Genomic DNA, 21,952 nt, shown 5'->3' on the forward strand with positions numbered 1-21,952 from the left:
CGAGGGGGATTGTCATGAGCCCAGCACGCGTGCCGACAACGCCGCGCAATCTGCATCGCCCGCGCGCGGTTCCTGCTTGCCGGTGATCGCGCGGCCCAGCGCCTTCAACACGTTGCCGACCGATTTGACCTGCGCCGGCACAACGATCTCTGGCGCGCTAAGCGTTCCGGTGAGGAAGGCGGCGCCGGGCAAGCGGAGCAGGCCGTCGCCCTTGGGGGCACCGGTCAGCCGCATGTCGAGCCGTTCGGCGGGGAACCGCACCGTGCCGGTGCCGCGCAGCTGGCTGGCGCTGGTGTCGACGATCATCGGCGCGGCGTGGCCCAGGCCGTCCGTCACCTTCAGCCCGACGACCACGCAACGCAGACGCGCGCGTTCGCTCTCCCCCGCCAGCAGCGCGCGTCCGGCATCGAAGCCCAGCGCCGCAGCGTAGCGCTGCGGCAGCGTGCCGTCGCGCACCACGAAACCGATGCGGCCGTCGGACCGCCCCACCGCCGCACGGATCGTATCGCCCCGCCCGGTCAGGCGCGCGCGCGCTGCGATCCGCCCGGTGAAGTCGCCGCCGGTGCCGGGCAGCGCCGCAACGCGCGTGCCGCTCAGCCGCATATCGACCGTCAGCAGCGGGCTGGGCGCCCCGTCGCGCTGGTCGACGCGCAGGCTGCCCTTGGCGGTGCCATCGGCGAGCACCAGCGTCAGCGGCGCAACGTCGAGCCGCTTGTGGTCGAGCGCCAAGACCGTCGACAGCGCGCGCACCGGCGTCGGTCCGCTGCGGCTGACCACGCGCGCGATGCGGAGCGATATGCGGCCGTCGGTCTCGCCGATCTTGCTGAGGTCGATCCGCGTATCGGGCACGACATGCGGGCCGATCGCGCGTTCGCGCGCCGCGGCTTCCGCGCGACCTTCGTCGGAGGCGAGATCACCGAAATCGAAGCGGTTGGCGGTGACGGCGCCGTCCAGTTTCGTCCGACCGTCCTGCTTGTCGACCGTGACATGGCCAGCGATGTCCGACTGGCCGATCGTGCCCTTCAGGTCGTTGACGATCCATTTGGGCGCGTCGTGGCGCACATGCGCGGTCAGCGCGACGGGTTGCGTGCCGAACAGGCCCGCTTCGATCACTGCGTCGATCAGGCGGAGGTCCGCGGCGCGTGCGGTGACGTCCAGCGTCATCGCATCGGTATCGAGCGGCACGTCGGTGCTGCCCTTGGTGCGCATCGACAGCCGGTCGCCGTCGATCGTCGCGGTGAAGGGCCACGGGCCGGGGGATGGCTGCGCGACCGAGGCGCCGTCGAGCGCGATGCGGACGGGTACGCCGCGGATTGTGCCATTGCCCTTGGCGCGCAGGCCTTGTGCGTCGGACGAGACCTGCACCACGGCGCTGCGGCGGCGCTTGTCGTCGCGATAGCGGATGGTGGCGTCGCGGATCGTCAACCCTTTGAGGTCGCTCGACGCGCCGCCGCTTTCCGCCTCACCGGGCCGCGACCAGTTGGTACGGCCGTTGGCATCGCGCACCAGTGCCAGTTGCAGCCCCTCCGCGACGATATCGCGCGGGCGGAAGGTGCCGGTCAGCAGCGGCCAGACGGGGAAGGTGACCCGCGCTTCGCGCAAGGTCAGGAAGTCGCCGGTGCCAGCCCAGCCCGCCTGCGGGATCGTCACGTCGCGAACGCGGATCGTCGGCGTGAAGCCGATCGCATCCACCCGGTCCATCGCCCCGATCACCACCGGTCGGCCGAAGCGCTTGGCCAGCCGATCGGCGACCACGCCCTTCAACATGCCATAGGGAAAGGCCGCGATGACCAGCAGCAACACCAGCGGCACCGCGACGAGGACAGGCACGTAACGCCTGCCGGCGCGGAGACGGGGGGTCATGCCAGCGGGACGCGCCGGAACGCCATTGGTTCCGGCACGGTCCTTCGCTCCGGTCGATGCCGGATCAGAAATCGATCGCGATGCCCTTCAATTCCCAGTCCCCGTAGCGCGTGGGATCGAGCCCCAACGGGTCTTCCGTCTTCGGCTCGACCGGCTCCGGGCTGGGCACGGGCGGGTTCTTGCTGAGATAGGCGGGCGGCTTCAGATGTTCGGGACGTTGGCCCATCGCGTCTCTCCGGTCTAAGGGACCAGTATATCGTTCCGAACCGAAGGTTTCTCAAGCTTGCCCGATCCCCGCCGTCCCCGAGCCGGTCACCGTTTCAATCGTGAGCCCGCCGCCGCTGCCGAGCCGCTCGGCACGCCGTCGCGCCGCGCCGCCATCCGCCTGCTCGACGCGGTGCTGCGCCGGGGCGAGCCCCTGGAGCAGGCGCTGGTCGCGGCGACGCGCCACGTCTACGGGCCCGACCGGGGGCTGGCGCACGCAATCGCGGCGGAGGTGTTGCGGCGTCTGCCCGATCTCGACGCGCTGATCGATTCGGTGACGGAGCGCCCGCTGCCCGAGGATGCCAAGGCGCGCATGGCGCTGCGGATCGCGCTGGTGCAGGCGCTGGTGCTGGGCACGCCGCATCACGCCGCGATCGCGACCGTGCTGCCGCTGGTCGACGGCGGGCCGCGCAAGCTGGTGCATGGCGTGTTCGGCGCGATCGTCCGGTCGGGCGTGCTGCTGCCCGAAATCCCCGCGCTGCCGCCGAAGGTCGAGGCGCGCTGGGACGCCGCCTGGGGGCCCGAGATGGTCGAGGGCGCGGCACAGGCAATCGCCGCGCCGCCGCCGCTCGACCTCAGCCTCGCCGATCCCGCCGAGACCGAACACTGGGCGCGCGAGCTTGGCGGCACCAGTCTGATACCGGGTCATGTCCGCCTGACCGACGCTGCCGCGGTGACCGAACTGCCCGGCTTTGCCGAGGGGCGCTGGTGGGTGCAGGATATCGCCGCCTCCATCCCCGCGCGCTTGCTGGCCGACGGGATCGCCGAGGGCGCGCACGCGATCGATCTGTGCGCGGCGCCCGGCGGCAAGACGCTGCAACTCGCCGCGGCCGGTTATCGCGTGGCTGCGGTCGATGTGTCCAACGCGCGGATCAAGCGGCTGCGCGAGAACCTGTTCCGCACGCGGCTGAAGGCGGAGGTGATCGCCGCCGACGTGCTGAAATGGGCGCCGGATGGGCCTGCCGATGCATTGCTGATCGACGCGCCGTGCAGCGCCACCGGCATCTTCCGCCGCCATCCGGACGTGCTCCACCGCGTCCACCCGGCGATCATCGAGGAGATGGCAGACCTGCAGACCCGTCTGCTCGCCCGTGCCGCCGATTGGGTGAAACCCGGCGGGCGTCTCGTCTTCGCGACGTGCAGCCTCGAGCCGGCGGAGGGTGAGGCGCAGCTGGAACGCTTCCTGGCCGATCGCCCGGACTATGCCATCGATGCGCCCGATGCGGCGCTGCTGCCGCCGGACATCCCGGTGCAGCCGGGCGGTTACGTCCGCACGCTGCCGGGGATGCTGGCGGCCGAGGGCGGCTGCGACGGATTCTTCATCGCCAGGTTGCGGCGGAAGAGCTGACGCCCGCCTCGCTCATCCCGTCACCCGGACTCGTTCCGGGGTCCACCGGGCCGCAGGGGGAGGGCAAGAGGCTCCAGCCATTCCCCTCGCCGTAGAGTGGACCCCGGAACAAGTCCGGGGTGACGTCGGGTTTTGGTTAAACGACCGCCCAACCGCATTGCCATCGCCCGACAGGGGCTTAGAGAGGCGCCATGCAGCCGGTCCGCATCGCCCCGTCCATCCTGTCCGCCGATTTCGCCAAATTGGGCGAAGAGGTCCGCGCCATCGATGCCGCGGGCGCCGACTGGGTCCATATCGACGTCATGGACGGCCATTTCGTCCCCAACATCACGATGGGCCCGGCGGTGGTGAAGGCGCTGCGCCCGCACACGACCAAGCCGTTCGATGTCCATCTGATGATTTCGCCGGTCGATCTGTACCTCGACGCCTTCGCCGAGGCGGGCGCCGACACGATCACCGTCCATCCGGAGGCGGGCCCCCACGTCCACCGCACGATCCAGCATATCAAGGGGTTGGGCAAGCGCGCGGGCGTCGTGCTCAATCCGGCGACGCCGGCCAAGATGCTCGACTATCTGATCGACATGGTCGACCTGGTCCTCGTGATGAGTGTCAACCCCGGCTTCGGCGGGCAAAGCTTCATCGACAGCCAGCTGAAGAAGATCGCCGCGATCCGCAAGATGATCGATCACAGCGGCCGTGCCATCGATCTGGAAGTCGATGGCGGCGTCGACGCGACGCATGCCCGCCGCTGTGTCGAGGCGGGGGCCGATGCGCTGGTCGCTGGCACCGCGGCCTTCCGTGGCGGGCCGGCCTGCTACGCCGCCAATATCGCCGCGCTGCGGGGCTGATGCGCGGATGAGCGACCTGTCGCCCCACCGTCATCCCGTGACCCCGCTCGACGGGCCGGATGCCCCCGATGGGATCGAGGAGGGCAAGCGCCTGATGCGCGTCGGCGGCGACAAGGGGCTCAGCCTCGCCGAGCGGCTCGCCGAGCGCTTTCACAAGCTGACGTGGCGTACGCCGATCCACACGATGCGGCTGAAGGGTCGCTATCCGCTGAAGCTGGTTGCGGTGCCTGACGATCCCGTGATGGGCGACGTGCGGCGCGGCCATGCGCTGCTGCGTGGCGAGCTGGCGTTCCAGGGCGAGACGCACCCGATCGACACGCTCGCGTTCAAGCGCGGCGACTGGGGCCGGCCGTTTGCCGATTACGTCCACAGCTTCGCGTGGCTGCGAGACCTGTCGACCGTGGCGACGCGCGCGCAGGGCGCGCCGATCGCCGAGGCGCTGATGGCGCGCTGGCTCGACGATTATGCCGAGCGGATCGATCCGCTGGCGTGGCGGCCCGATCTGTGGGGCCGGCGGCTGCTGTTCTGGACGTGCCACGCGCCGCTGATCCTGTCGTCCACCGACCTCGTCTATCGATCGAGCGTTCTCAACACGCTGGCGCGCGGCGCCCGCCATCTCGATCGCGGTGCGGACAAGGCGCCGCCGGGTGCGCCGCGGATCGCCGCCTGGTGCGGGGTCATCACCGCCGGTCTGCTGATCCCCGGCGGCGACCCGCGCCGTGCCTTCGGCGAGGCGGGCCTCGCGCGGGCGCTGGCGAGTGGTTTGAGCGACGACGGCGGTTCGGTGTCGCGCAGCCCGGCGATGCTCGCCGACACGATCCAGCTGCTCAGCACCTTGCGCGAAGTCTACACGGCGCGGCGCGAAGAGATGCCCGAGGCGGCGCAGACCGCGCTCGCCCGTGCGGTGCCGGCGCTGCTCGGCGTGATGCACGGCGACCGCATGCTGGCGAGCTGGCAGGGCGCCGGACCGGCGACCGCCGACGATCTGGCCGCGTTGATCGAGGCGAGCGGCATCCGCACCCGCCCGCTGCGTCAGGCCCGCGACTGGGGCTATCAGCGGCTCGCCGCGGGGGGCGCGGTGCTGATCGTCGATGCCGCCCCGCCGCCGATCGCCAAGGTGGTGGAGGGTGGCTGCGCCTCGACGCTGGCCTTCGAATTTTCGGATGGCGAGCAGCGCTTGATCGTCAATTGCGGCGGCGCGCGTGCGGCCGTCGCGCAATTGCCCGCCGCCTTCGCCGAAGGGTTGCGCACCACCGCGGCGCATTCGACGCTGACCGTCGGCGATTCCAACTCCACCGCGATCCACGCCGACGGCACGCTGGGTCGCGGCGTCGCGCAGGTCGAGCTCTCGCGGCAGGAATCGGACGTGGCGAGCCGGATCGAGGCGAGTCACGACGGCTATGTCCGCCGCTGGGGCCTTATCCACCGCCGCCAGTTGATGCTGACCGGCGACGGCAAGGAACTGCGCGGCGAGGACGCACTGCTGCCGCAGGGGCGCCGCCGCAAGGCGGGCATGGCGCCCTTCTGCATCCGCTTCCACCTCGGCGCAGGCGTGCAGGCCTCGCCGACCGCCGACGGCCTCGCCGCGCTGCTCCGCCTGCCCGGCGGTGCGCTGTGGCAGTTCCGCTGCCGCGGCGGCATGCTGACGATCGAAGATTCGCTGTGGATCGACGGCGAAGGCCGCCCGGTCGCGACGCAGCAGCTGGTCGTGTCGGGTGAGGCGCCCGCCGGCGGCGCCAACGTCAGCTGGGCGCTGAAGCGGGCGATCTGACCTAGTGGATGACTGACGCTCCATTCCTCCCCCGCCAGGGGGAGGGGGACCGTTCGCCGCAGCCGAATGGTGGAGGGGGAGGGCAGCAGCGCGTTTCCTCATTGGCGTCACCCTTTCCTCCCCCTCCGTCACCGCTGGTGCGGTGCCACCTCCCCCTGGCGGGGGAGGAATGTGTCATGGTGCCCGATTGCTTTGGCGCGGCCGTATTCGAGGCAGTCGAGCACAACTGCCACCTGTTCCCCGACGCCATCCGTCGCTAGGGAACGCGCGCGAGACTCCTCCCCCGCTAGGACCATCATGACCACGATCCCCATCCGCCGCGCCCTGTTGTCCGTGTCCGACAAGACGGGAGTCGTCGATCTCGCCCGCGCGCTGGCCGACAAGGGCGTCGAGCTCGTCTCGACCGGCGGCACCGCCAAGGCGCTGCGCGACGCCGGCCTGACCGTGAAGGACGTCAGCGACCTTACCGGCTTCCCGGAGATGATGGACGGCCGCGTCAAGACGCTGCACCCGATGGTCCACGGCGGCCTGCTCGCGGTGCGCGACGACGCCGAGCATGCCAAGGCGATGGCCGACCACGGCATCGGCGCGATCGACCTCGTCGTCGTCAACCTCTACCCGTTCGAGGCGACGGTTGCCCGTGGCGCCGACCGCGACACGGTGATCGAGAACATCGACATCGGTGGCCCCAGCATGGTGCGCTCCGCCGCCAAGAATCACGCTTATGTCGCGATCGTCACCGATCCCGCCGATTACGCCATCGTCGCGACCGGCGAGACCAGCCTCGACCAGCGTCGCCTGTTCGCCGCCAAGGCCTTCGCCGCCACCGCATCCTATGACGGCGCGATCGCACGCTGGTTCGGCACGGTCGATCAGGCCGAGGCGTTCCCGCCGGTGTTGCCCGTCACGATGCGCCGCGCGGCGACGCTGCGCTATGGCGAGAACCCGCATCAGTCCGCCGCCTTCTACGCCAGCCATGACGGCGTGCGGGGCATCGGCCAGGCGCGCCAGGTGCAGGGCAAGGAACTGAGCTACAACAACCTCAACGACGCCGACGCGGCGCTGGAGCTGGTCGCCGAATTCCGCGACGCCCAGCCCACCTGCGTCATCGTCAAGCACGCCAACCCCTGCGGCGTCGCGACGGGCAAGACGCTGGAAGACGCCTATGCCGAGGCGTTCGCCTGCGACACCGTGTCGGCGTTCGGCGGCATCATCGCCGTCAACCGCCCGCTCGATGCGGCGACCGCGAAGGCGATCACCGGCATCTTCACCGAAGTCGTCGTCGCGCCGGATGCCGACGAAGAGGCGCTCGCGCTGTTCGCCGCCAAGAAGAACCTGCGCCTGCTGCTGACCGGCGAGCTGCCGGATGCGGCGCGTGCCGGCCTGTTCGCCAAGACGATCGCCGGCGGCTGGCTGGTGCAGGATCGCGACGCCGGCGTGCCCGGTGACCTGCAAGTCGTCACCAAGCGTGCGCCGACCGAGCAGGAGCTTGCCGACTGCCGCTTCGCCTGGACGATCGCCAAGCACGTCAAATCGAACGCCATCGTCTATGCCAAGGACGGCGCGACCGCCGGCGTCGGCGCAGGTCAGATGAACCGCCTCGAATCGGCGCGCATCGCGGCGTGGAAAGCGAAGGACGCGGCGGAGAAGGCCGGTTGGGCGCAGCCGCGGACGATCGGGTCTGCGGTGGCGTCGGACGCCTTCTTCCCCTTCGCCGACGGCCTGATGGCGGCGGTGGAGGCCGGCGCGACGGCGGTGATCCAGCCCGGCGGTTCGATCCGCGACGACGAGGTGATCGCGGCCGCCGATGCGGCGGGGCTGGCGATGGTCTTCACCGGCATGCGCCACTTCCGCCACTGATCGGGACGATAAGTCCTCCCCCGCCAGGGGGAGGCGGACCGTTCGGCGTCAGCCGAATGGTGGAGGGGGAGGTAAGCGGCGCGCGTCGTTTTTTTTTGGACGTCGCTTTCCGCCCCCTCCGTCACCGCTTCGCGGCGCCACCTCCCCCTGGCGGGGGAGGACTTCGATTCACCGCACCGGCGATCCGACGTTGGGCAGCGTCGCTTCTTCCGCGGTCGGCATCTTGCCGAACAGGGCCCGGTCCGCCGGGCCGAACGCCCATTTCCACAATACGAACAGATAGGTGGCAGCGATCGCCGGTTCGCCGCCGGCGAGCTCCAGCCATTCGAAGTCGTGCGGCAGCATCGTGAACGCCGCGCCGACGACGATCGCGGCCAGCGCCGCCCCCGCCAGCGACCAGCGCCACGGGGATACCGGTGCGGACAGGAGGCGCCCGAGCAGCCGCGCCTTGATGATCGAGGTCAGGCCGACGCCGATCATCAGCGCCACCGCCGGTCCCGCCGCCTGCCACGTCTGCGGCAGGTCCAGTCGCCGCATGCCGAGGATCAACGCGAAGCTCAGCGCGATCTGCACGCCCAGCATCGCGATGGAGATCATCAGGTTACGGTGCCGCGCGGTATAGACCAGCGCCGATTCGCACACCGCGCCGGTCGAGGCGAGCACTTCGGCGAACAGCAGGAAGCCCAAGGCCGCGCTGCCCGATACGAATTGCGGCCCGACGACGCCCATCACTGCTTCGGCGGGGATCGAACCCATCAGCGCGAGGCCGGTCTGCGCCGCCATGATCCAGAAGGCGACCTGCCGCACCTGATTGGCGATCGCGACGCGATCGTTCACCGCCAGGCTCTGCGTGATGACAGGCCCGAGGATGGGATCGAAGCTGGTCTTCAGCTTCTGCGGCAATGAGGCGACCTGCTGCGCCATGTAATATATGCCGACGACCTTGGGTTCGAACATCACGCCCAGGATGAACCGATCGACGTTGCGGGTCCCCCATTCCAGCGCGTCCGCCCCGGCCAAGGGTGCATTGGCGCGAGCAAGGCGGAACAGCTGCCCCAGATGCGGCGACCAGCCGTGTGGTACGCCATAGCTGCGGATGAAGGGCACGAAGCTGGCGATCAGCGCCGCGATCATCGACGCGACATAGGAGAGGACGAGGCCATCCTTGATCGTGACGAACGAGAACACCCAGGCGGCGATCGAGATCGTCCATGGCTCGACCACCGCGCGTGCGGTGACGGTCGCCTTCACGTTATGGCGATAGGCGAGGGCGGCGAGGCTGACGTCGGACCAGGCGACCGCGACGATGATACAGGGCAGGAACCGGTCCAGCCCCGTCACATGCGTGTTGGCGTACATCACCTCCGGAAAGGCGATCAGCACAGCACTTGCCGCCATCGACAAGACGAAGGCGAGCGCGAGCGCGTCCCACACGACGCAGACGTGCGGCTGGTCGGAGGAGGACAGCGCCTGCGCGAGGCCACGCTTCAGGCCGAGCGTTGCGACGAGCGCGGCGAGTTCGACCACCACCACGGCGAGCGCGAAGCGGCCGACGAGGTCCGGACCGTAGAGCCGGCCCGCGATGAACAGGAACGGGATGCGCGCGGCGAGGCGCAGGACGAAGCCTGCGATATTGGTGCGGCCGCCCTTGGCGAGCGCATCGATGTCCTTGGTTTCGGTCACAGGTGAGCGATCGAGAGGGCGTCGCCCCCGCCCTCACCCTTCCCACCCGGCTGCGCCGGGCGGGCCCCTTCCCTCTCCCATTGGGAGAGGGAGGGAGGCGCGCAGCGCCGGAAGGGTGAGGGCGGGCGCGGGACGGCCACGATCAATGCGCCGCTCCCCAGCTCGCGCCGACGCCGATCTCGATTCCCAGCGGCACCGACAACTCGACCGCCGGCGCGGCAGCCTCCGCCATGACGCGCTCGATCACCGGCTTGGCCGCCTCGACATCGCCTTCGGGCAATTCGAATACCAGTTCGTCGTGGACTTGCAGCAGCATCTGCACGTTCGGCAGCCCCGCCGCGAGCAACGCGGGCTCCATCCGCACCATCGCGCGCTTGATGATGTCGGCACTGGTGCCCTGGATCGGCGCGTTGATCGCGGCGCGCTCGGCGCCCTGGCGTTCGTGCTGCACCTTGCTGCGGATGCGCGGGAAGTGCGTCTTCCGCCCGAATAGCGTCGTCGTGTAACCGCGCTCGCGCACGCTCTGCGTCGTCTCGGCAATGTAGGTGTTGATGCCGGGGAAGCGATCGAAATAGCGATCGATCATCGCCTGTGCCTCGTCGGCGGTGACGTCGAGCCGCCCCGCCAGCCCCCAGCGGCTGATGCCGTAGAGAATCGCGAAGTTGATCGTCTTCGCCCGTCCGCGCGTGTCGCGATTGACCTCGCCGAACAGCTCCATCGCGGTGAGCGAGTGGATGTCATCGCCATTGGCGAAGGCGGCCTTCAGCGCCGGGACGTCCGCCATATGCGCCGCCAGCCGCAGCTCGATCTGCGAATAGTCGGCCGCCAGGATGACGTTGCCCGGTTCCGCGACGAAGGCGTCGCGAATCTGGCGACCCACCTCGGTGCGGATCGGGATGTTCTGCAGGTTCGGCTCGGTCGACGACAGACGGCCGGTCTGCGCGCCGGTCAGGCTGTAGCTCGTGTGGACGCGGCCGGTGCGCGGGTTGATCTCATTCTGCAGCGCGTCGGTATAGGTGTTCTTCAGCTTGGTCAGCTGGCGCCAGTCGAGCACGCGCGCGGCGATCTCGGCACCCGGCGAATCCTTGTCGGCGGCGATCCGCTCCAGCTCGTTGACGTCGGTCGAATAGACGCCGGACTTGCCCTTGCGGCCGCCCTTGATGCCCATCCGTTCGAACAAGACGTCGCCCAGCTGCTTGGGGCTGCCGATCGTAAAGGGTGCGCCGGCGAGGCCGTGGATCACGGTTTCGAGCGCGGCGATCTGCTCGCTGAACCCGGCCGACAGCGCCGACAATTTCTCGCGATCGACCTTGATCCCGCGCGTCTCCATCCGCGCGATCACCGGCACCAGAGGGCGGTCGACCATCTCGTAGATGCGCGTCGCCTCTTCGGCGGGCAGCCGCGCCTTGAACCGCTTCCACAGGCGATAGGTGACGTCGGCGTCCTCGGCGGCGTAGCGCGTCGCCGATTTGAGGTCGATCTCGTGGAAACCGCGCTGCGATTTTCCCGTGCCGACCACGTCCTTGTAGGCGATGCAGCTGTGCGACAGATGCGTCGCGGCGAGCTCGTCCATGCCGTGGCCGTGGAGCCCCGCATCGAGGTCGAAGCTCATGACGATCGTATCGTCGTGCGGCGCCACCGCGATGCCGGCGAGCCCGAGCACGATCATGTCGAACTTCAGATTGTGCCCGATCTTGAGGACCGACTCGTCCTCGCACAGCGTCTTCAGCCGCGCGAGCGCCTCGGCTCGGTCGATTTGCACCGGCGATTCGGCGAGCAGGTCGGTCGTGCCGTGGCCCAACGGAATGTAGCACGCCTTGTTGGCGCCCAAGGCGAGCGACACGCCGACTAGATCGCAGCGTGTCGCGTCGGTGCCGGTCGTCTCGGTATCGATCGCGACCCAGCCCTGGTGCTGCGCCTCTGCGACCCAGCGATCGAGCGTCGTGGCATCGATCACCGTCTCGTACCCATCATGGTCGCAGGGCGGATCGGCCTCGAACGGCACGTCGGCGGGCGCCGCGACGGGGGCGTCGGCGACCTGACCCAGCCGGTTCATCAGCGTCTTGAAGCCGTGATGCTCCAGGAAGGCGCGCAGCGGTGCATCTGGAATGCCACTTGCGGGCAGTTCCAGTTCTTCGAGCGGATGGACGAGCGGCACGTCGCAGGCCAGTTCGACCAGCTTGCGGCTGAGGCGTGCGGCCTCGGCATGCTCGATCAGGTTCTGCTTGAGCTTGCCCTTCTTGAACGTGTCGGACGCCGCGGCGGCGAGCACGCCCTCGACATCGCCATGTTCCAGGATCAGCTTGGCGGCGGTCTTCGGGCCGACGCCGGGGACGCCGGGCACGTTGTCGACGCTGTCGCCCATCAATGCGAGCACGTCGCCGAGCTTTTCCGGCCCAACGCCGAACTTCTCCACCACCGCATCGGGGCCGAGGCGGCGGTTGTTCATCGTGTCGAGCATGTCGACCGACGGATCGGTCATCAGCTGCATCAGGTCCTTGTCGGAGCTGACGATCGTCACCTGCCAGCCCTGCGCCAGCGCGGCCCTGGTGTAGCTCGCGATCAGGTCGTCCGCCTCCCAGCCTTCCTCCTCGATGCAGGGCAGCGAGAAGGCGCGGGTGGCGTCGCGGATCATCGGGAATTGCGGGACCAGATCTTCCGGCGGCGGCGGACGGTGCGCCTTGTACTGATCGTACATCGCGTTGCGGAAGGTCTGCGACGATTTGTCGAGGATGACCGCCATGTGCGTCGGGCCATCCGCCTTGTGCAGCTCGTCGGCGAGCTTCCACAGCATAGCGGTATAGCCATAGACGGCGCCGACCGGCTCGCCGTGCCGGTTGGTGAGCGGCGGCAGGCGGTGGTAGGCGCGGAAGATATAGCCCGAGCCGTCGACGAGATAGAGATGGGGCATCGTGGGTGCCGTTTAGCGGATCGGCGGGGGCGCACCAACCTCTGGCGAGCAAGGCCGCAAGCTTTGGCGGAGTGTGGCTTTTGGGGCACAAACGGGGCCAACTCCTCCCCCGCCAGGGGGAGGTGGCAGCGCGACAGCGCTGACGGAGGGGGAGGATACGGCGGAGCCGGCGTTTGGGGCGATGCCCCCTCCACCACTCGGCTGAAGCCGAGCGGTCCCCCTCCCCGGCTGCGCCGAGGGAGGACTTTAGGTGGCGTCGTTCGCGACGGCGGCGGCCACCGCCTGGATCAGTTGCTGGCGTTCGCGGATCGGGCGGCGGCTGTCGCCGATCATCACGGCGATCGCGTAGCGGCGACCGTCGGGGGCGGTGAGCAGGCCGACGTCGTTGAAGCCGGCGTTGCGCGAGCCCAGGTCCTGACCCGTGCCCGTCTTGTGCGCGATCTTCCACCCCGCCGGGATCGCGGCGCGCAGGCGGGCGCGGCCGGTGACCGAGGCGCCCATCGTGTCGAGCAGGATGCGCGTCGAGGTTTCGCTGAACAATTCGCCGCGGGCGAGGCGCGCGAGCGCATCGGCGATGGCGAGCGGCGCGGCGCCGTCGGGCGGATCGTTGACATAGGCGTCGAGTGCCGCGGCGCGCACCTCGGGCGACAGGCGCGAGCGGGCGAGTTCGAAGCCATTGCCCTTCGACATGGTCGCCTGGTTCCAGACGAGGCCGGCGGTCTTCGACTGGAGCAGGCGTTCGCCGGGACCGAAGCGGATGTCGCCAAGCTGCTTGCGTTCGATCATCGCGCGCACGGCGCTCGGCCCGCCGACATAGGTCAGCAGGCGGTCGTTGGCGGTATTGTCGCTGTGCGTGAGGGCACGGGTGAGCAGTTCGCCGACGGTGGTGTGATAGCCGTCGCCCTTCACCAGCATCGCGATCGGCTGGTGGAACAGCGTCAGATCCTGGTCGCGGACGACGACGGGATCGTCGAGCCGCGCCTTGCCCTGATCGCGCAGGTCCATCAGCGTCATCGCGACCCACAATTTGCTGACCGATTGCTGCGGCATGCGGGTGCGTGCGCCGGGCGAGGTGACGGTCCAGCCATCGTCGACCGCGCGGATCGCGATGCCGAACTTGCCGTCGAAATTGCGGGCGAGGCTGTCGATCGCCGCGGTGAGGCGGGCGGGCGCGACCCGGCGAGGCGGCGGCGCGGCGGCGGGGATAGGGATCGACACCGCGGCAGAGGGCGTGGTTACGGCCGGCACGGGGCCGTTGCCGCCCGGCCGCGCATTCGAACCGCAGGCGGCGAGCGCGGCGCAGGCGCCGGTCATCAGGATGGATCGGGCCGACCGGCCGTACGCTATCATAATCGTGAACTGGCCCCCGCTAGGCGTAGCATCCTCCATATCCGCCATTTCGGGTGCGGATACCGGCGAAACAAGCCGCTGCGGTGAAGCGCGGCGCACGCGCGGCGAATCGCGTCGGCATCAGGGCACCAACACCGTGTCGACGGCGTCTGCCGCCGTCTGCGGATAGTCGAGCGTGTAATGCAGGCCGCGGCTTTCGTGACGGTGGAGCGCCGATCGCACGATCAGCTCGGCGGTCTGGAGCAGGTTCCGGAGCTCGATCAGGTCGGGCGTCACGCGGAAATGGCCGTAGTAATCGGCGACCTCGCCGGTCAGCATCTGGATGCGATGCTGCGCCCGCTCCAGCCGCTTGGTGGTGCGGACGATGCCGACGTAATTCCACATGAAGCGGCGGATTTCGGTCCAGTTCTGCTTGATGACCACCTCTTCGTCCGAATCGGTGACGCGGCTTTCGTCCCAGGGCCGGATCACGGGGACGGGGGGCAGGCTGTCCCAATGCGCGGCGATATGGTCGGCGCACGCCTCGCCGAACACGAAACATTCGAGCAGGCTGTTGGACGCGAGGCGGTTGGCACCGTGCAGCCCGCTTTCGGTGCATTCGCCTGCCGCATAGAGGCCGGGCAGATCGGTGCGGCCGTCGCGGTCGATGACGATGCCGCCGCAGGTGTAATGCTGCGCGGGCACCACCGGGATCGGCTGCGTCGTCATGTCGATGCCGAGGCCGAGCAGCTTTTCGTAGATGTTGGGGAAGTGGCCCTTCACGAACTCCGGCGGCTGGTGGCTGATGTCGAGATGGACGTAATCGAGGCCGTAGCGCTTGATCTCGGCATCGATCGCGCGCGCCACGACGTCGCGCGGCGCCAGCTCCATGCGCTCCGCGTCATAGTAGGACATGAAGCGCTTGCCGGTGGTCGGGTTGATCAGTCGCCCGCCCTCACCACGCACCGCTTCGGTGATGAGGAAGTTCTTGACCTCGAGATTGTATAGGCATGTCGGGTGGAACTGCATCATTTCCATGTTGGAGACGCGGCAGCCCGCGCGCCATGCCATCGCGATGCCGTCGCCCGTCGCGCCGCGCGGCGCGGTGGAGAAGAGGTAGGTGCGGCCTGCGCCGCCGGTGGCGAGGATCGTCGCGCGCGCGGTGTAGAGGGTGACGCGGCCCGTGCCCCGATCGACCGCATAGACGCCCCAGACGTTGCCTGCGCCCGAATAACGCTGTTCGTGCCGGCTGGTCGCGAGGTCGATCGCGACCTGATCGGGGACGAGCGTGATATTGGGATGCGCCTCGGCGGCGCGTTGCAGCGCCTCCTGCACCGCCCAGCCGGTCGCGTCGGCGACATGGACGATGCGGCGATGCGAATGGCCGCCTTCGCGGGTGAGGTGGAGCGCGTTTCCTTCGGTGGCGAAGGGGACGCCGAGCTGTGTCAAGCGCTCGATCGCGGCAGGGGCGTTCTCGACGACGAATTCGACGATATCGCGGTCGTTGAGGCCGGCGCCGGCGACCATCGTATCCTCGACATGGTTGTCGAACGTGTCACCGGGTTCGAGCACCGCGGCGATCCCGCCCTGCGCCCAGGCGGTCGATCCTTCGTTGAGCGCGCCCTTGGCGAGGACGGTGACCTTGAACCGGTCCGCGAGATTGAGCGCCGCGGTGAGCCCGGCGGCGCCCGAGCCGACGATCAGCACGTCGGTGGCGGGGGGTGATTCGCTCATCGCCGGGCGCTTTCGTGGCCGCGGAAGTGGACGAAGTGGACGATACGTATCGTCCAGAAACGCCCCCCGTACGTCCCACCGCAAGGATGGCGGCCGGCGGGCAGGGCGGGACGGGGATCAGGCATCGGACCGCTGTGGCATAAACCGGGGCGTGTAGGACAGCCGGTTTCGCATACGGGCCGGCCGATCCCGCAATCGGTGCGACGGCGGGAAACCGATTGCGGCGCTCTGCGTCTTGTGACTCACGTGTGACAAGTTCGACGCGGCCTCGGGAAAAGCCGCTTCAGGGAGGCGGTGCCCATGACCGTTCTGATCGGACAGACGCAATATTCCGTCGCCGCGCGCGCGGCGTTGCAGCGCCATCGATCGATCCGCGACCATTTCGCGGCCGAGCTGTTCGCCGAACCGGCGCTGGAGGCGTTGCTGCAATTGTTCATCGCGCAGGAGGAGGGCGTGCGGCTCAGCATGCTGACGCTCAGCCGGCAATGCAGCGTGTCCGAATCGACCGGCCTGCGCTGGATCGCGCGGCTGGAGGCGCTGGGCTATTGCGAGCGGATCGCTGATCATCAGGACCATCGGCGCTCGTGGATCGTGATGAGTGACGATGGGTGCCGGCGGATGCGGCGGTGGCTGGATACGCAACCGCGCGAGGCGTGAGAGGGGTGGCCTTCTCACGGGGTGGGGCGGGTTAGCCGACGAGTGCCGGTGCGCCGCAGCGTGCGCCGACGACGCGCAGGTCGGCCTGTCCGATGCGGACGCCGGCAAGCTGCTGCACTTGTTCGAGGATGCCGTCGAGCACGGGCGCGACGCCCGACAGAGCGCTAAGCAGGGGAGCGGTGACCGGCGACGTGCTGACCGTCAGGCCGAGCACGCTGATCCGGAGATCCAGCCGCTGGAGCAGCGACGCGATGAGGCCACCGAAGGCTTGGGTGGTATTGATCGTCTTCACCGCACGGTCGGCGATGTCGCCGGGGGTGAAGGTCGCCCGCGTCCAGTCGCTGCCGCCGACCTGCACGTCGGCGAGGCCGGTCACTGCGGTCACCAGCACCGACAGCAAGGTGGCCGGTTGGGGCTGGAGCGGCGCATTGAGGTTGCGCAGTGCGGTGTCGGACACTTGGCCGATGATGGCGCGCATCGGCGTGACCCGCCCGTCGACGCCGACGGTCGCGCCGCCGGTGCCGCAGGCGACCGAGGCGAGCCGCGCTTCGCCGCCGGCACCCTCCAGGATCACCGGTAGGTTGGCGGTGGCGAGGCCCAGGCCGGCGACGTCGATCCGCGCATTGAGCGCGATGCGGATCTGCGAGGTGCTGACCGTCACCGACGAATCGCGGCCGACGCGCACCCAGGGCGAGGTGGCGACGCGGCTGCCGATGATGACCGTCGCCTTGGTCGATCCGACGCCCATCACCTGTCCGCCGAGGTCGAGCGTCAGCTGGCGGTCGCCGCCGGTGCCGATCAGCGCTTCGCGCAGCAGCTCGTCCGCGCCGACGTTGAGCGATTTCAGGATGGTGCCGTCGCCCAGCTTCACGATGCGGGCGAGATCGACCTTGGTCGGGGGCAGTTTGACCGCGATGCTGCGCAGCACGGAGGCGCCGGTGCCCGGCGTCGCCGCATCGGCCATCGCGGTGACGAGCGTCGGCAGGTCGACCACTGCCGAGGCGGTGCTGTCGAACGTGCCCAGGCCAACCCCGGCGCGCGTCTTGAGCAGGCCGGACAAAGCGTAGAGGTCGACGTTGGCGCCGACCAAAGCGTTATAATCGGCGACGCTGAGGTTCAGATCGACGCCCGCCAATTGCGACAGCAGCATGCCGGGAAGGCCGCCCTGGACGTTGACCAAGCGGCTGCCGACGCTGATCGCCGCCTCCCCCGTCCGCGCGGCAATCGCCGCGGCGCGCAGGTCGACGTAGCGCCGACCGGTGAGGATACCGGAGAAGAACAGGGGGATGCGCTGGCTCGCCAGCACCTGAACCGCGGCGACGCCGTTCGCGGCCGGCTGGAAGCGCGCCGCGACCGCGACCGCCGGATCGGGGTTATAGGCGCCCGATTGCGCGGTGACGATCGTGACGCTGGGCGCGCTGTCAGCGGCGACGGCGCTTTGCGCCGCGGTGCGTGGGTCGCCGCCCTGAAGCACGGCGGCCATCGCGGCGCGATCGGTGATGCCCTGCAGCTGGCGCTTGCGCACGACCATCCAGCCGTAATCGACGGCGAGCGAGGCGGCGCTGAGGAAGATGATGATCAGGAAGACCGACATGACCGCGACGCTGCCGCGCCGGTCTCGCGCCAGTCGTCCGAACGGGCAGACGGCGAAGCGACCCCTCACAGGCCCCCCAGCAGGATGGTGGCGCGCTGGACGATGCGGCTGGGCGGGGCGGGCACGAAGGGCAGGCGCAGATTGCCGTCGCGGCTGGCGTCGTAGCTGACCGTGATGGTGAGCTGGCCCGTCCCCTCGCTGACCGCGATCGTGGCGCGCTGCATGTCGTAGCGGCCGAGATTCTTGAGGTGTTCGGTCGCCTTGCCCGTGGCGAGGTTGCGCCGTTCGGTAGCATCGAGGCCGGCGATGGCGGCGCGGGCGCCGTCGTTCGCCGCCTGCTGGATGCCGTTCGCGACCAGGAACCACCAGGCGTAAGAGATGATGCCGAAGGTCAGCATCAGCATCACCGGCAACAGGACGGCGAATTCGATCAGCATCGACCCGCCCGTGTGGGACAGAATTGCCGCAATTCCCTTCCGGCCGCGGCCCGCGGTGCGGGCGCTGACGGCGTCGGTGCGAACATCAACTCCGGTCATTCTCTTTCCTCCATGACGAGGCATGGAGGATGTCGCCTCAAGTCGATCTAAACATTTCTGTCAGAACGACTTTGAGGTGATTTTCGGACCGGATTCGTTTGTTTGGCGAACTATTGCCGACGTGCGGTTTTGTTTCGCTATCGAAAGGTTGCTCAGGCGTCGGTCCGGGTTAGGCTGAGGAACACGTCTTCCAGATCGGGTTCCTTGGTCGTCACGTCGACGATGCCGAAACCGTCGTTCTGCACCGCGGCGAGGACTTCGCCGGCATTCACCCGATCCTTGGCATAGGTGATTTCGAGCGTGCGGCTGCCTTTCAGGACGATCTTGGCAAAGCAGGCGTTCTGCGGCGGCGTCGCGACGTCGCGGTCGACGGTGACCGCCACCACCTTTTCCTGCGCCTTGCCGACGAGGTCGCGCGTCGGTTCGTTGGCGATCAGGCGACCGTGGTTGATGATCGCGATGCGATCGCACAATTCCTCGGCCTCTTCGAGGTAGTGGGTGGTGAGGACGACGGTGACGCCGGCGGCGTTCAATTCGCGGACATAGGCCCACAATTGCTGGCGCAGCTGGATGTCGACGCCCGCGGTCGGTTCGTCGAGGACGAGGACGGGGGGCGAATGGACCATCGCCTTGGCGACCATCAGCCGCCGCTTCATGCCGCCCGACAGCGTGCGGGCATAGGCGTTGGCCTTGTCCTCCAGATGCACGGCGCGCAGCAGGTCGAGGCTGCGGCGCTGCGATTTGGGGACGCCGTAGAGGCCTGCTTGGATCTCCAGCGTCTCGATCGGCGTGAAGAAGGGGTCGAACAGGATTTCCTGGTTGACGATGCCGATCGACGCCTTGGCGTTGCGCGGATGCGCGTCGATGTCGAAGCCCCAGATCTCGGCGCTGCCCTCGGTCTTGTTCACCAGGCCGGCGAGGATGTTGATGAGCGTCGATTTCCCTGCGCCATTGGGGCCGAGCAGGCCGAAGATCTGGCCGCGGGGCACGTCGAAGCTGACCCCGTCGAGCGCGCGCTTGCCGCCCTGATAGGTCTTGCAGAGGTTCTGGATGCGGATCGCGGCCTCGGTCATGGAGCGGGGCATACGCTTGTGGCGGCGGGGTGCAACCCATTCCGGTGGGTGGATCCTCTTCCCTCATCGTCATTCCCGCGACGGCGGGAATCCAGACGGGCTAACGGTGCGGCTCTATCGTTGCGGTTCGGAGGTTATGGATTCCCGCCTCCGCGGGAATGACGAACGGGGGAGAGCGAAGACGTAGCGGAGGATTGATGGGACGGGCGCGCCTTGCTATCCGCTGGCGCATGATCGCGCCGCCCGAAATCGTCCGTGTCTCCCAACGCCGCGTCGCCTGCGACGGCGCCACCGACATTCCCGGCGGTGCGGCGCTCGGCCATCCGCGCGTGTTCCTGCAGATCGACGAGCATGGCTATATCGACTGCGGCTATTGCGATCGGCGCTTCGTGCTGATCGGCGGGCCGGCGGATGGCGTCGATCAGGCGACGTTGCGCGACATTTCGGAAGGCGCGAGCCCGCGCTAACTAGTCGGGCCGCATCGCGCGCCTATATTGGCGGGTATGACCGTATCCGCCGATCCCCGCTCGTTCCTGTATCGCGACGCGCTGTCGCCCGACGCCGCGCTGCGGTTGACCGCCGAAACGCTGGGGGCCGCCGACGATGGCGAACTCTATCTGCAATATCGCAAGGCCGAGGCGTTCGGTTTCGATGATGGGCGGCTGAAGACCGCGAGCTATGACACCAATGCGGGCTTCGGCCTGCGCGCCGTGTCGGGCGAGATGACCGCCTTCGCGCACGCCAACGAGCTATCCGAAGCGGCGATCCGCCGCGCGGGTGAGACGATGGCGCTGATCGACCCGTCGAAAGGGGCGAAGGCGCCGCCGCCGCAGGGCAACAACCGCCATCTCTACACCGATGCCGACCCGCTCGACCTGGTGCCGTTCGCCGACAAGGTGAATTTGTGCCAGACGATCGACGCCGCGGCGCGCGCGCGTGACCCGCGCGTGGCGCAGGTGTCGGTGGGCCTCAGCGGGACGTGGAGCGTGGTCGAGATCGTGCGGCCCGACGGCTTCGTCGCGACCGACGTGCGGCCGCTGGTGCGGCTCAACATCCAGATCGTCGTCGAACAGAATGGCCGGCGCGAGACGGGCAGCTTCGGCATCGGCGGGCGCTATCTGTACGAGCGGCTGATGGAGCCGGCGGTGTGGAACCGCGGGATCGACGAGGCGCTGGCCCAGGCGTTGGTCAACCTCGAATCGGTCGCGGCGCCGGCTGGCGAGATGACCGTTTTGCTCGGGCCGGGCTGGCCCGGCGTGCTGCTGCACGAGGCGATCGGCCACGGGCTGGAGGGCGATTTCAACCGCAAGGGTACGTCTGCGTTCTCGGGCCGGATCGGCGAGCGTGTCGCGGCGCCGGGCGTGACGGTGGTCGACGACGGCAGCCTCGCCGACCGGCGCGGGTCGCTGTCGATCGACGACGAGGGCACGCCGACGCGCGAGACGGTGCTGATCGAGGACGGTATCCTGAAGGGCTATATGCAGGACCGGCTCAACGCGCGGCTGATGGGCGTGGCCGCGACGGGCAACGGGCGGCGCGAGAGCTTCGCGCATGCGCCGATGCCGCGGATGACCAACACCTTCATGAAGGACGGCACGGACGATCCCGCCGAGCTGCTGTCGCGCGTGAAGACGGGCATCTTCGCCAAGAGCTTCGGCGGCGGGCAGGTGGATATCGTGTCGGGCAAGTTCGTGTTTTCCTGCACCGAGGCGTACCGGATCGAGAACGGCAAGCTCGGCGCGCCGATCAAGGGCGCGACGCTGATCGGCGACGGGCCGACGGTGCTGACCAAAGTGCTGGGCATCGGCAACGACTTCGCGCTGGACGAAGGGATTGGCGTGTGCGGCAAAGGCGGACAGAGCGTGCCCGCGGGCGTGGGTCAGCCGACGCTGCTGGTCGATGGGCTGACGGTGGGGGGTACGGCGGCCTGAGGGGTCAGAAGCCGTTGATGAGGAAGTCGAGCGCGGCCTTGATCGTCCATTCCTGATCCGCGAGCGATCCGATGCGTGCACGGAGCAGTTTGGCGTCTAGCGTGACGGCAAAGTGCGTGGCGAGCAGCCATGGTTCGCCGTCCAACGTCACCTGAGGGTTCAGCCGGCCGACGACGTTCGTATCATCGGAAGGGTCGATCAGCGGGATCACCAGCCGCGTGCGGTGAACACTCGCCAGTGGAGACTGGACGTCGACGACATGTGCGCCGTCAGGCAGAATGTAGACGTCGAATTGGGCCATCACCACGCGCGGTACTTTTCGAGTGGATGACCGTTTTTCTCGTACCAGCGGTTCCAGCCTTCGATGGCGTGGGCATTATCCTCGCGCCATCGCGCCTCCTGGGCAGCTTTGATCGCCACGCGTAGCGCGTCTTCACTCACTCGGGACATATTGACCCCGGCTTCCCTGGCAGCTGCGACGATGCCCGTGTCGATCGAGACGTTGACGGCCTTGCGCTTGCCGGATGCGATCGGATCGTGCTTCATGCTG

The 21,952-nt window shown here is 68.8% G+C and carries 18 protein-coding genes; 7 read left to right on the forward strand and 11 right to left on the reverse strand.

All coding sequences use genetic code 11. The features are described from left to right. Positions 1–12: 12 nt before the first annotated feature. Complete coding sequence (locus SPHME3_RS0105360) at positions 13–1,830, reverse strand: AsmA family protein (RefSeq protein ID WP_017980303.1); 1,818 nt, start codon at positions 1,828–1,830, stop codon at positions 13–15. Between the two features lie 97 nt (positions 1,831–1,927). Continuing rightward, entirely contained in the window at positions 1,928–2,089 is a 162-nt protein-coding gene (locus SPHME3_RS20640) for a DUF1674 domain-containing protein (protein ID WP_017980302.1), read from the reverse strand. A gap of 57 nt (positions 2,090–2,146) precedes the next feature. On the opposite strand from SPHME3_RS20640, the gene SPHME3_RS0105370 reads away from it, so the two are divergent. The 4 genes from SPHME3_RS0105370 to purH all read left to right on the forward strand — a co-directional run bounded on the left by SPHME3_RS0105370 (position 2,147) and on the right by purH (position 7,954). Further along, a complete protein-coding gene (locus SPHME3_RS0105370; protein WP_018250603.1) occupies positions 2,147–3,475 on the forward strand; it encodes an RsmB/NOP family class I SAM-dependent RNA methyltransferase in 1,329 nt (442 codons plus the stop codon). 191 nt (positions 3,476–3,666) lie between these two features. Next, on the forward strand, positions 3,667–4,323 hold the full coding sequence (gene rpe / locus SPHME3_RS0105375; RefSeq protein WP_017980300.1) for a ribulose-phosphate 3-epimerase: 657 nt from the start codon (positions 3,667–3,669) through the stop codon (positions 4,321–4,323). Between the two features lie 7 nt (positions 4,324–4,330). After that, on the forward strand, positions 4,331–6,094 hold the full coding sequence (locus tag SPHME3_RS0105380) for a heparinase II/III family protein (protein ID WP_017980299.1): 1,764 nt from the start codon (positions 4,331–4,333) through the stop codon (positions 6,092–6,094). Positions 6,095–6,391: 297 nt separating this feature from the next. Further along, entirely contained in the window at positions 6,392–7,954 is a 1,563-nt protein-coding gene (gene purH / locus SPHME3_RS0105390) for a bifunctional phosphoribosylaminoimidazolecarboxamide formyltransferase/IMP cyclohydrolase (protein ID WP_017980297.1), read from the forward strand. Positions 7,955–8,122: 168 nt separating this feature from the next. Here the strand turns inward: purH and SPHME3_RS0105395 are convergent, their stop codons facing one another. The 4 genes from SPHME3_RS0105395 to nadB form a co-directional block, all read right to left on the reverse strand. Further along, positions 8,123–9,637 (reverse strand): lipopolysaccharide biosynthesis protein, encoded by a 1,515-nt coding sequence (locus tag SPHME3_RS0105395; RefSeq protein ID WP_017980296.1) that lies wholly within the window; start codon positions 9,635–9,637, stop codon positions 8,123–8,125. 142 nt (positions 9,638–9,779) lie between these two features. Continuing rightward, a complete protein-coding gene (polA, locus tag SPHME3_RS0105400; protein WP_017980295.1) occupies positions 9,780–12,548 on the reverse strand; it encodes a DNA polymerase I in 2,769 nt (922 codons plus the stop codon). A gap of 246 nt (positions 12,549–12,794) precedes the next feature. Further along, entirely contained in the window at positions 12,795–13,862 is a 1,068-nt protein-coding gene (locus tag SPHME3_RS0105405; RefSeq protein WP_017980294.1) for a serine hydrolase, read from the reverse strand. Between the two features lie 156 nt (positions 13,863–14,018). Next, positions 14,019–15,611 (reverse strand): L-aspartate oxidase, encoded by a 1,593-nt coding sequence (nadB, locus tag SPHME3_RS0105410; RefSeq protein WP_017980293.1) that lies wholly within the window; start codon positions 15,609–15,611, stop codon positions 14,019–14,021. 300 nt (positions 15,612–15,911) lie between these two features. Between nadB and SPHME3_RS0105415 the strand changes: the two genes are divergently transcribed. Beyond that, positions 15,912–16,268 (forward strand): helix-turn-helix domain-containing protein, encoded by a 357-nt coding sequence (locus tag SPHME3_RS0105415; RefSeq protein ID WP_017980292.1) that lies wholly within the window; start codon positions 15,912–15,914, stop codon positions 16,266–16,268. A gap of 31 nt (positions 16,269–16,299) precedes the next feature. On the opposite strand, the gene SPHME3_RS0105420 is transcribed toward SPHME3_RS0105415, so the two are convergent. From SPHME3_RS0105420 to SPHME3_RS0105430, 3 genes are all read right to left on the reverse strand, one after another. Continuing rightward, positions 16,300–17,931 carry a TadG family pilus assembly protein gene (locus SPHME3_RS0105420; RefSeq protein WP_017980291.1) on the reverse strand — a complete coding sequence of 544 codons (1,632 nt, stop codon included), beginning with the start codon at positions 17,929–17,931 and terminating at the stop codon, positions 16,300–16,302. After that, complete coding sequence (locus tag SPHME3_RS0105425; RefSeq protein ID WP_018250604.1) at positions 17,928–18,398, reverse strand: TadE/TadG family type IV pilus assembly protein; 471 nt, start codon at positions 18,396–18,398, stop codon at positions 17,928–17,930. The genes SPHME3_RS0105420 and SPHME3_RS0105425 overlap by 4 nt, the downstream gene beginning before the upstream one ends. 152 nt (positions 18,399–18,550) lie before the next feature. Further along, a complete protein-coding gene (locus SPHME3_RS0105430) occupies positions 18,551–19,471 on the reverse strand; it encodes an ABC transporter ATP-binding protein (RefSeq protein WP_017980289.1) in 921 nt (306 codons plus the stop codon). A gap of 230 nt (positions 19,472–19,701) precedes the next feature. On the opposite strand from SPHME3_RS0105430, the gene SPHME3_RS0105435 reads away from it, so the two are divergent. Together SPHME3_RS0105435 and tldD are read left to right on the forward strand one after the other, a co-directional pair. Beyond that, positions 19,702–19,938 carry a zinc-finger domain-containing protein gene (locus SPHME3_RS0105435; RefSeq protein ID WP_017980288.1) on the forward strand — a complete coding sequence of 79 codons (237 nt, stop codon included), beginning with the start codon at positions 19,702–19,704 and terminating at the stop codon, positions 19,936–19,938. A 36-nt stretch (positions 19,939–19,974) separates the two neighbouring features. Next, on the forward strand, positions 19,975–21,402 hold the full coding sequence (gene tldD, locus SPHME3_RS0105440; RefSeq protein WP_017980287.1) for a metalloprotease TldD: 1,428 nt from the start codon (positions 19,975–19,977) through the stop codon (positions 21,400–21,402). 4 nt (positions 21,403–21,406) lie between these two features. Here the strand turns inward: tldD and SPHME3_RS0105445 are convergent, their stop codons facing one another. Both SPHME3_RS0105445 and SPHME3_RS0105450 read right to left on the reverse strand, forming a co-directional pair. Then, the gene (locus SPHME3_RS0105445) at positions 21,407–21,703 is read right to left on the reverse strand and encodes a CcdB family protein (RefSeq protein ID WP_017980286.1); all 297 of its coding nucleotides are present in this window, start codon (positions 21,701–21,703) and stop codon (positions 21,407–21,409) included. After that, positions 21,703–21,948, reverse strand: a complete 246-nt coding sequence (locus SPHME3_RS0105450) for a type II toxin-antitoxin system CcdA family antitoxin (RefSeq protein WP_017980285.1) — start codon at positions 21,946–21,948, stop codon at positions 21,703–21,705. The genes SPHME3_RS0105445 and SPHME3_RS0105450 overlap by 1 nt, the downstream gene beginning before the upstream one ends. Positions 21,949–21,952: the final 4 nt, after the last annotated feature.

This window comes from Sphingomonas melonis DAPP-PG 224 (assembly GCF_000379045.1).
Lineage (GTDB): Bacteria > Pseudomonadota > Alphaproteobacteria > Sphingomonadales > Sphingomonadaceae > Sphingomonas > Sphingomonas aquatilis.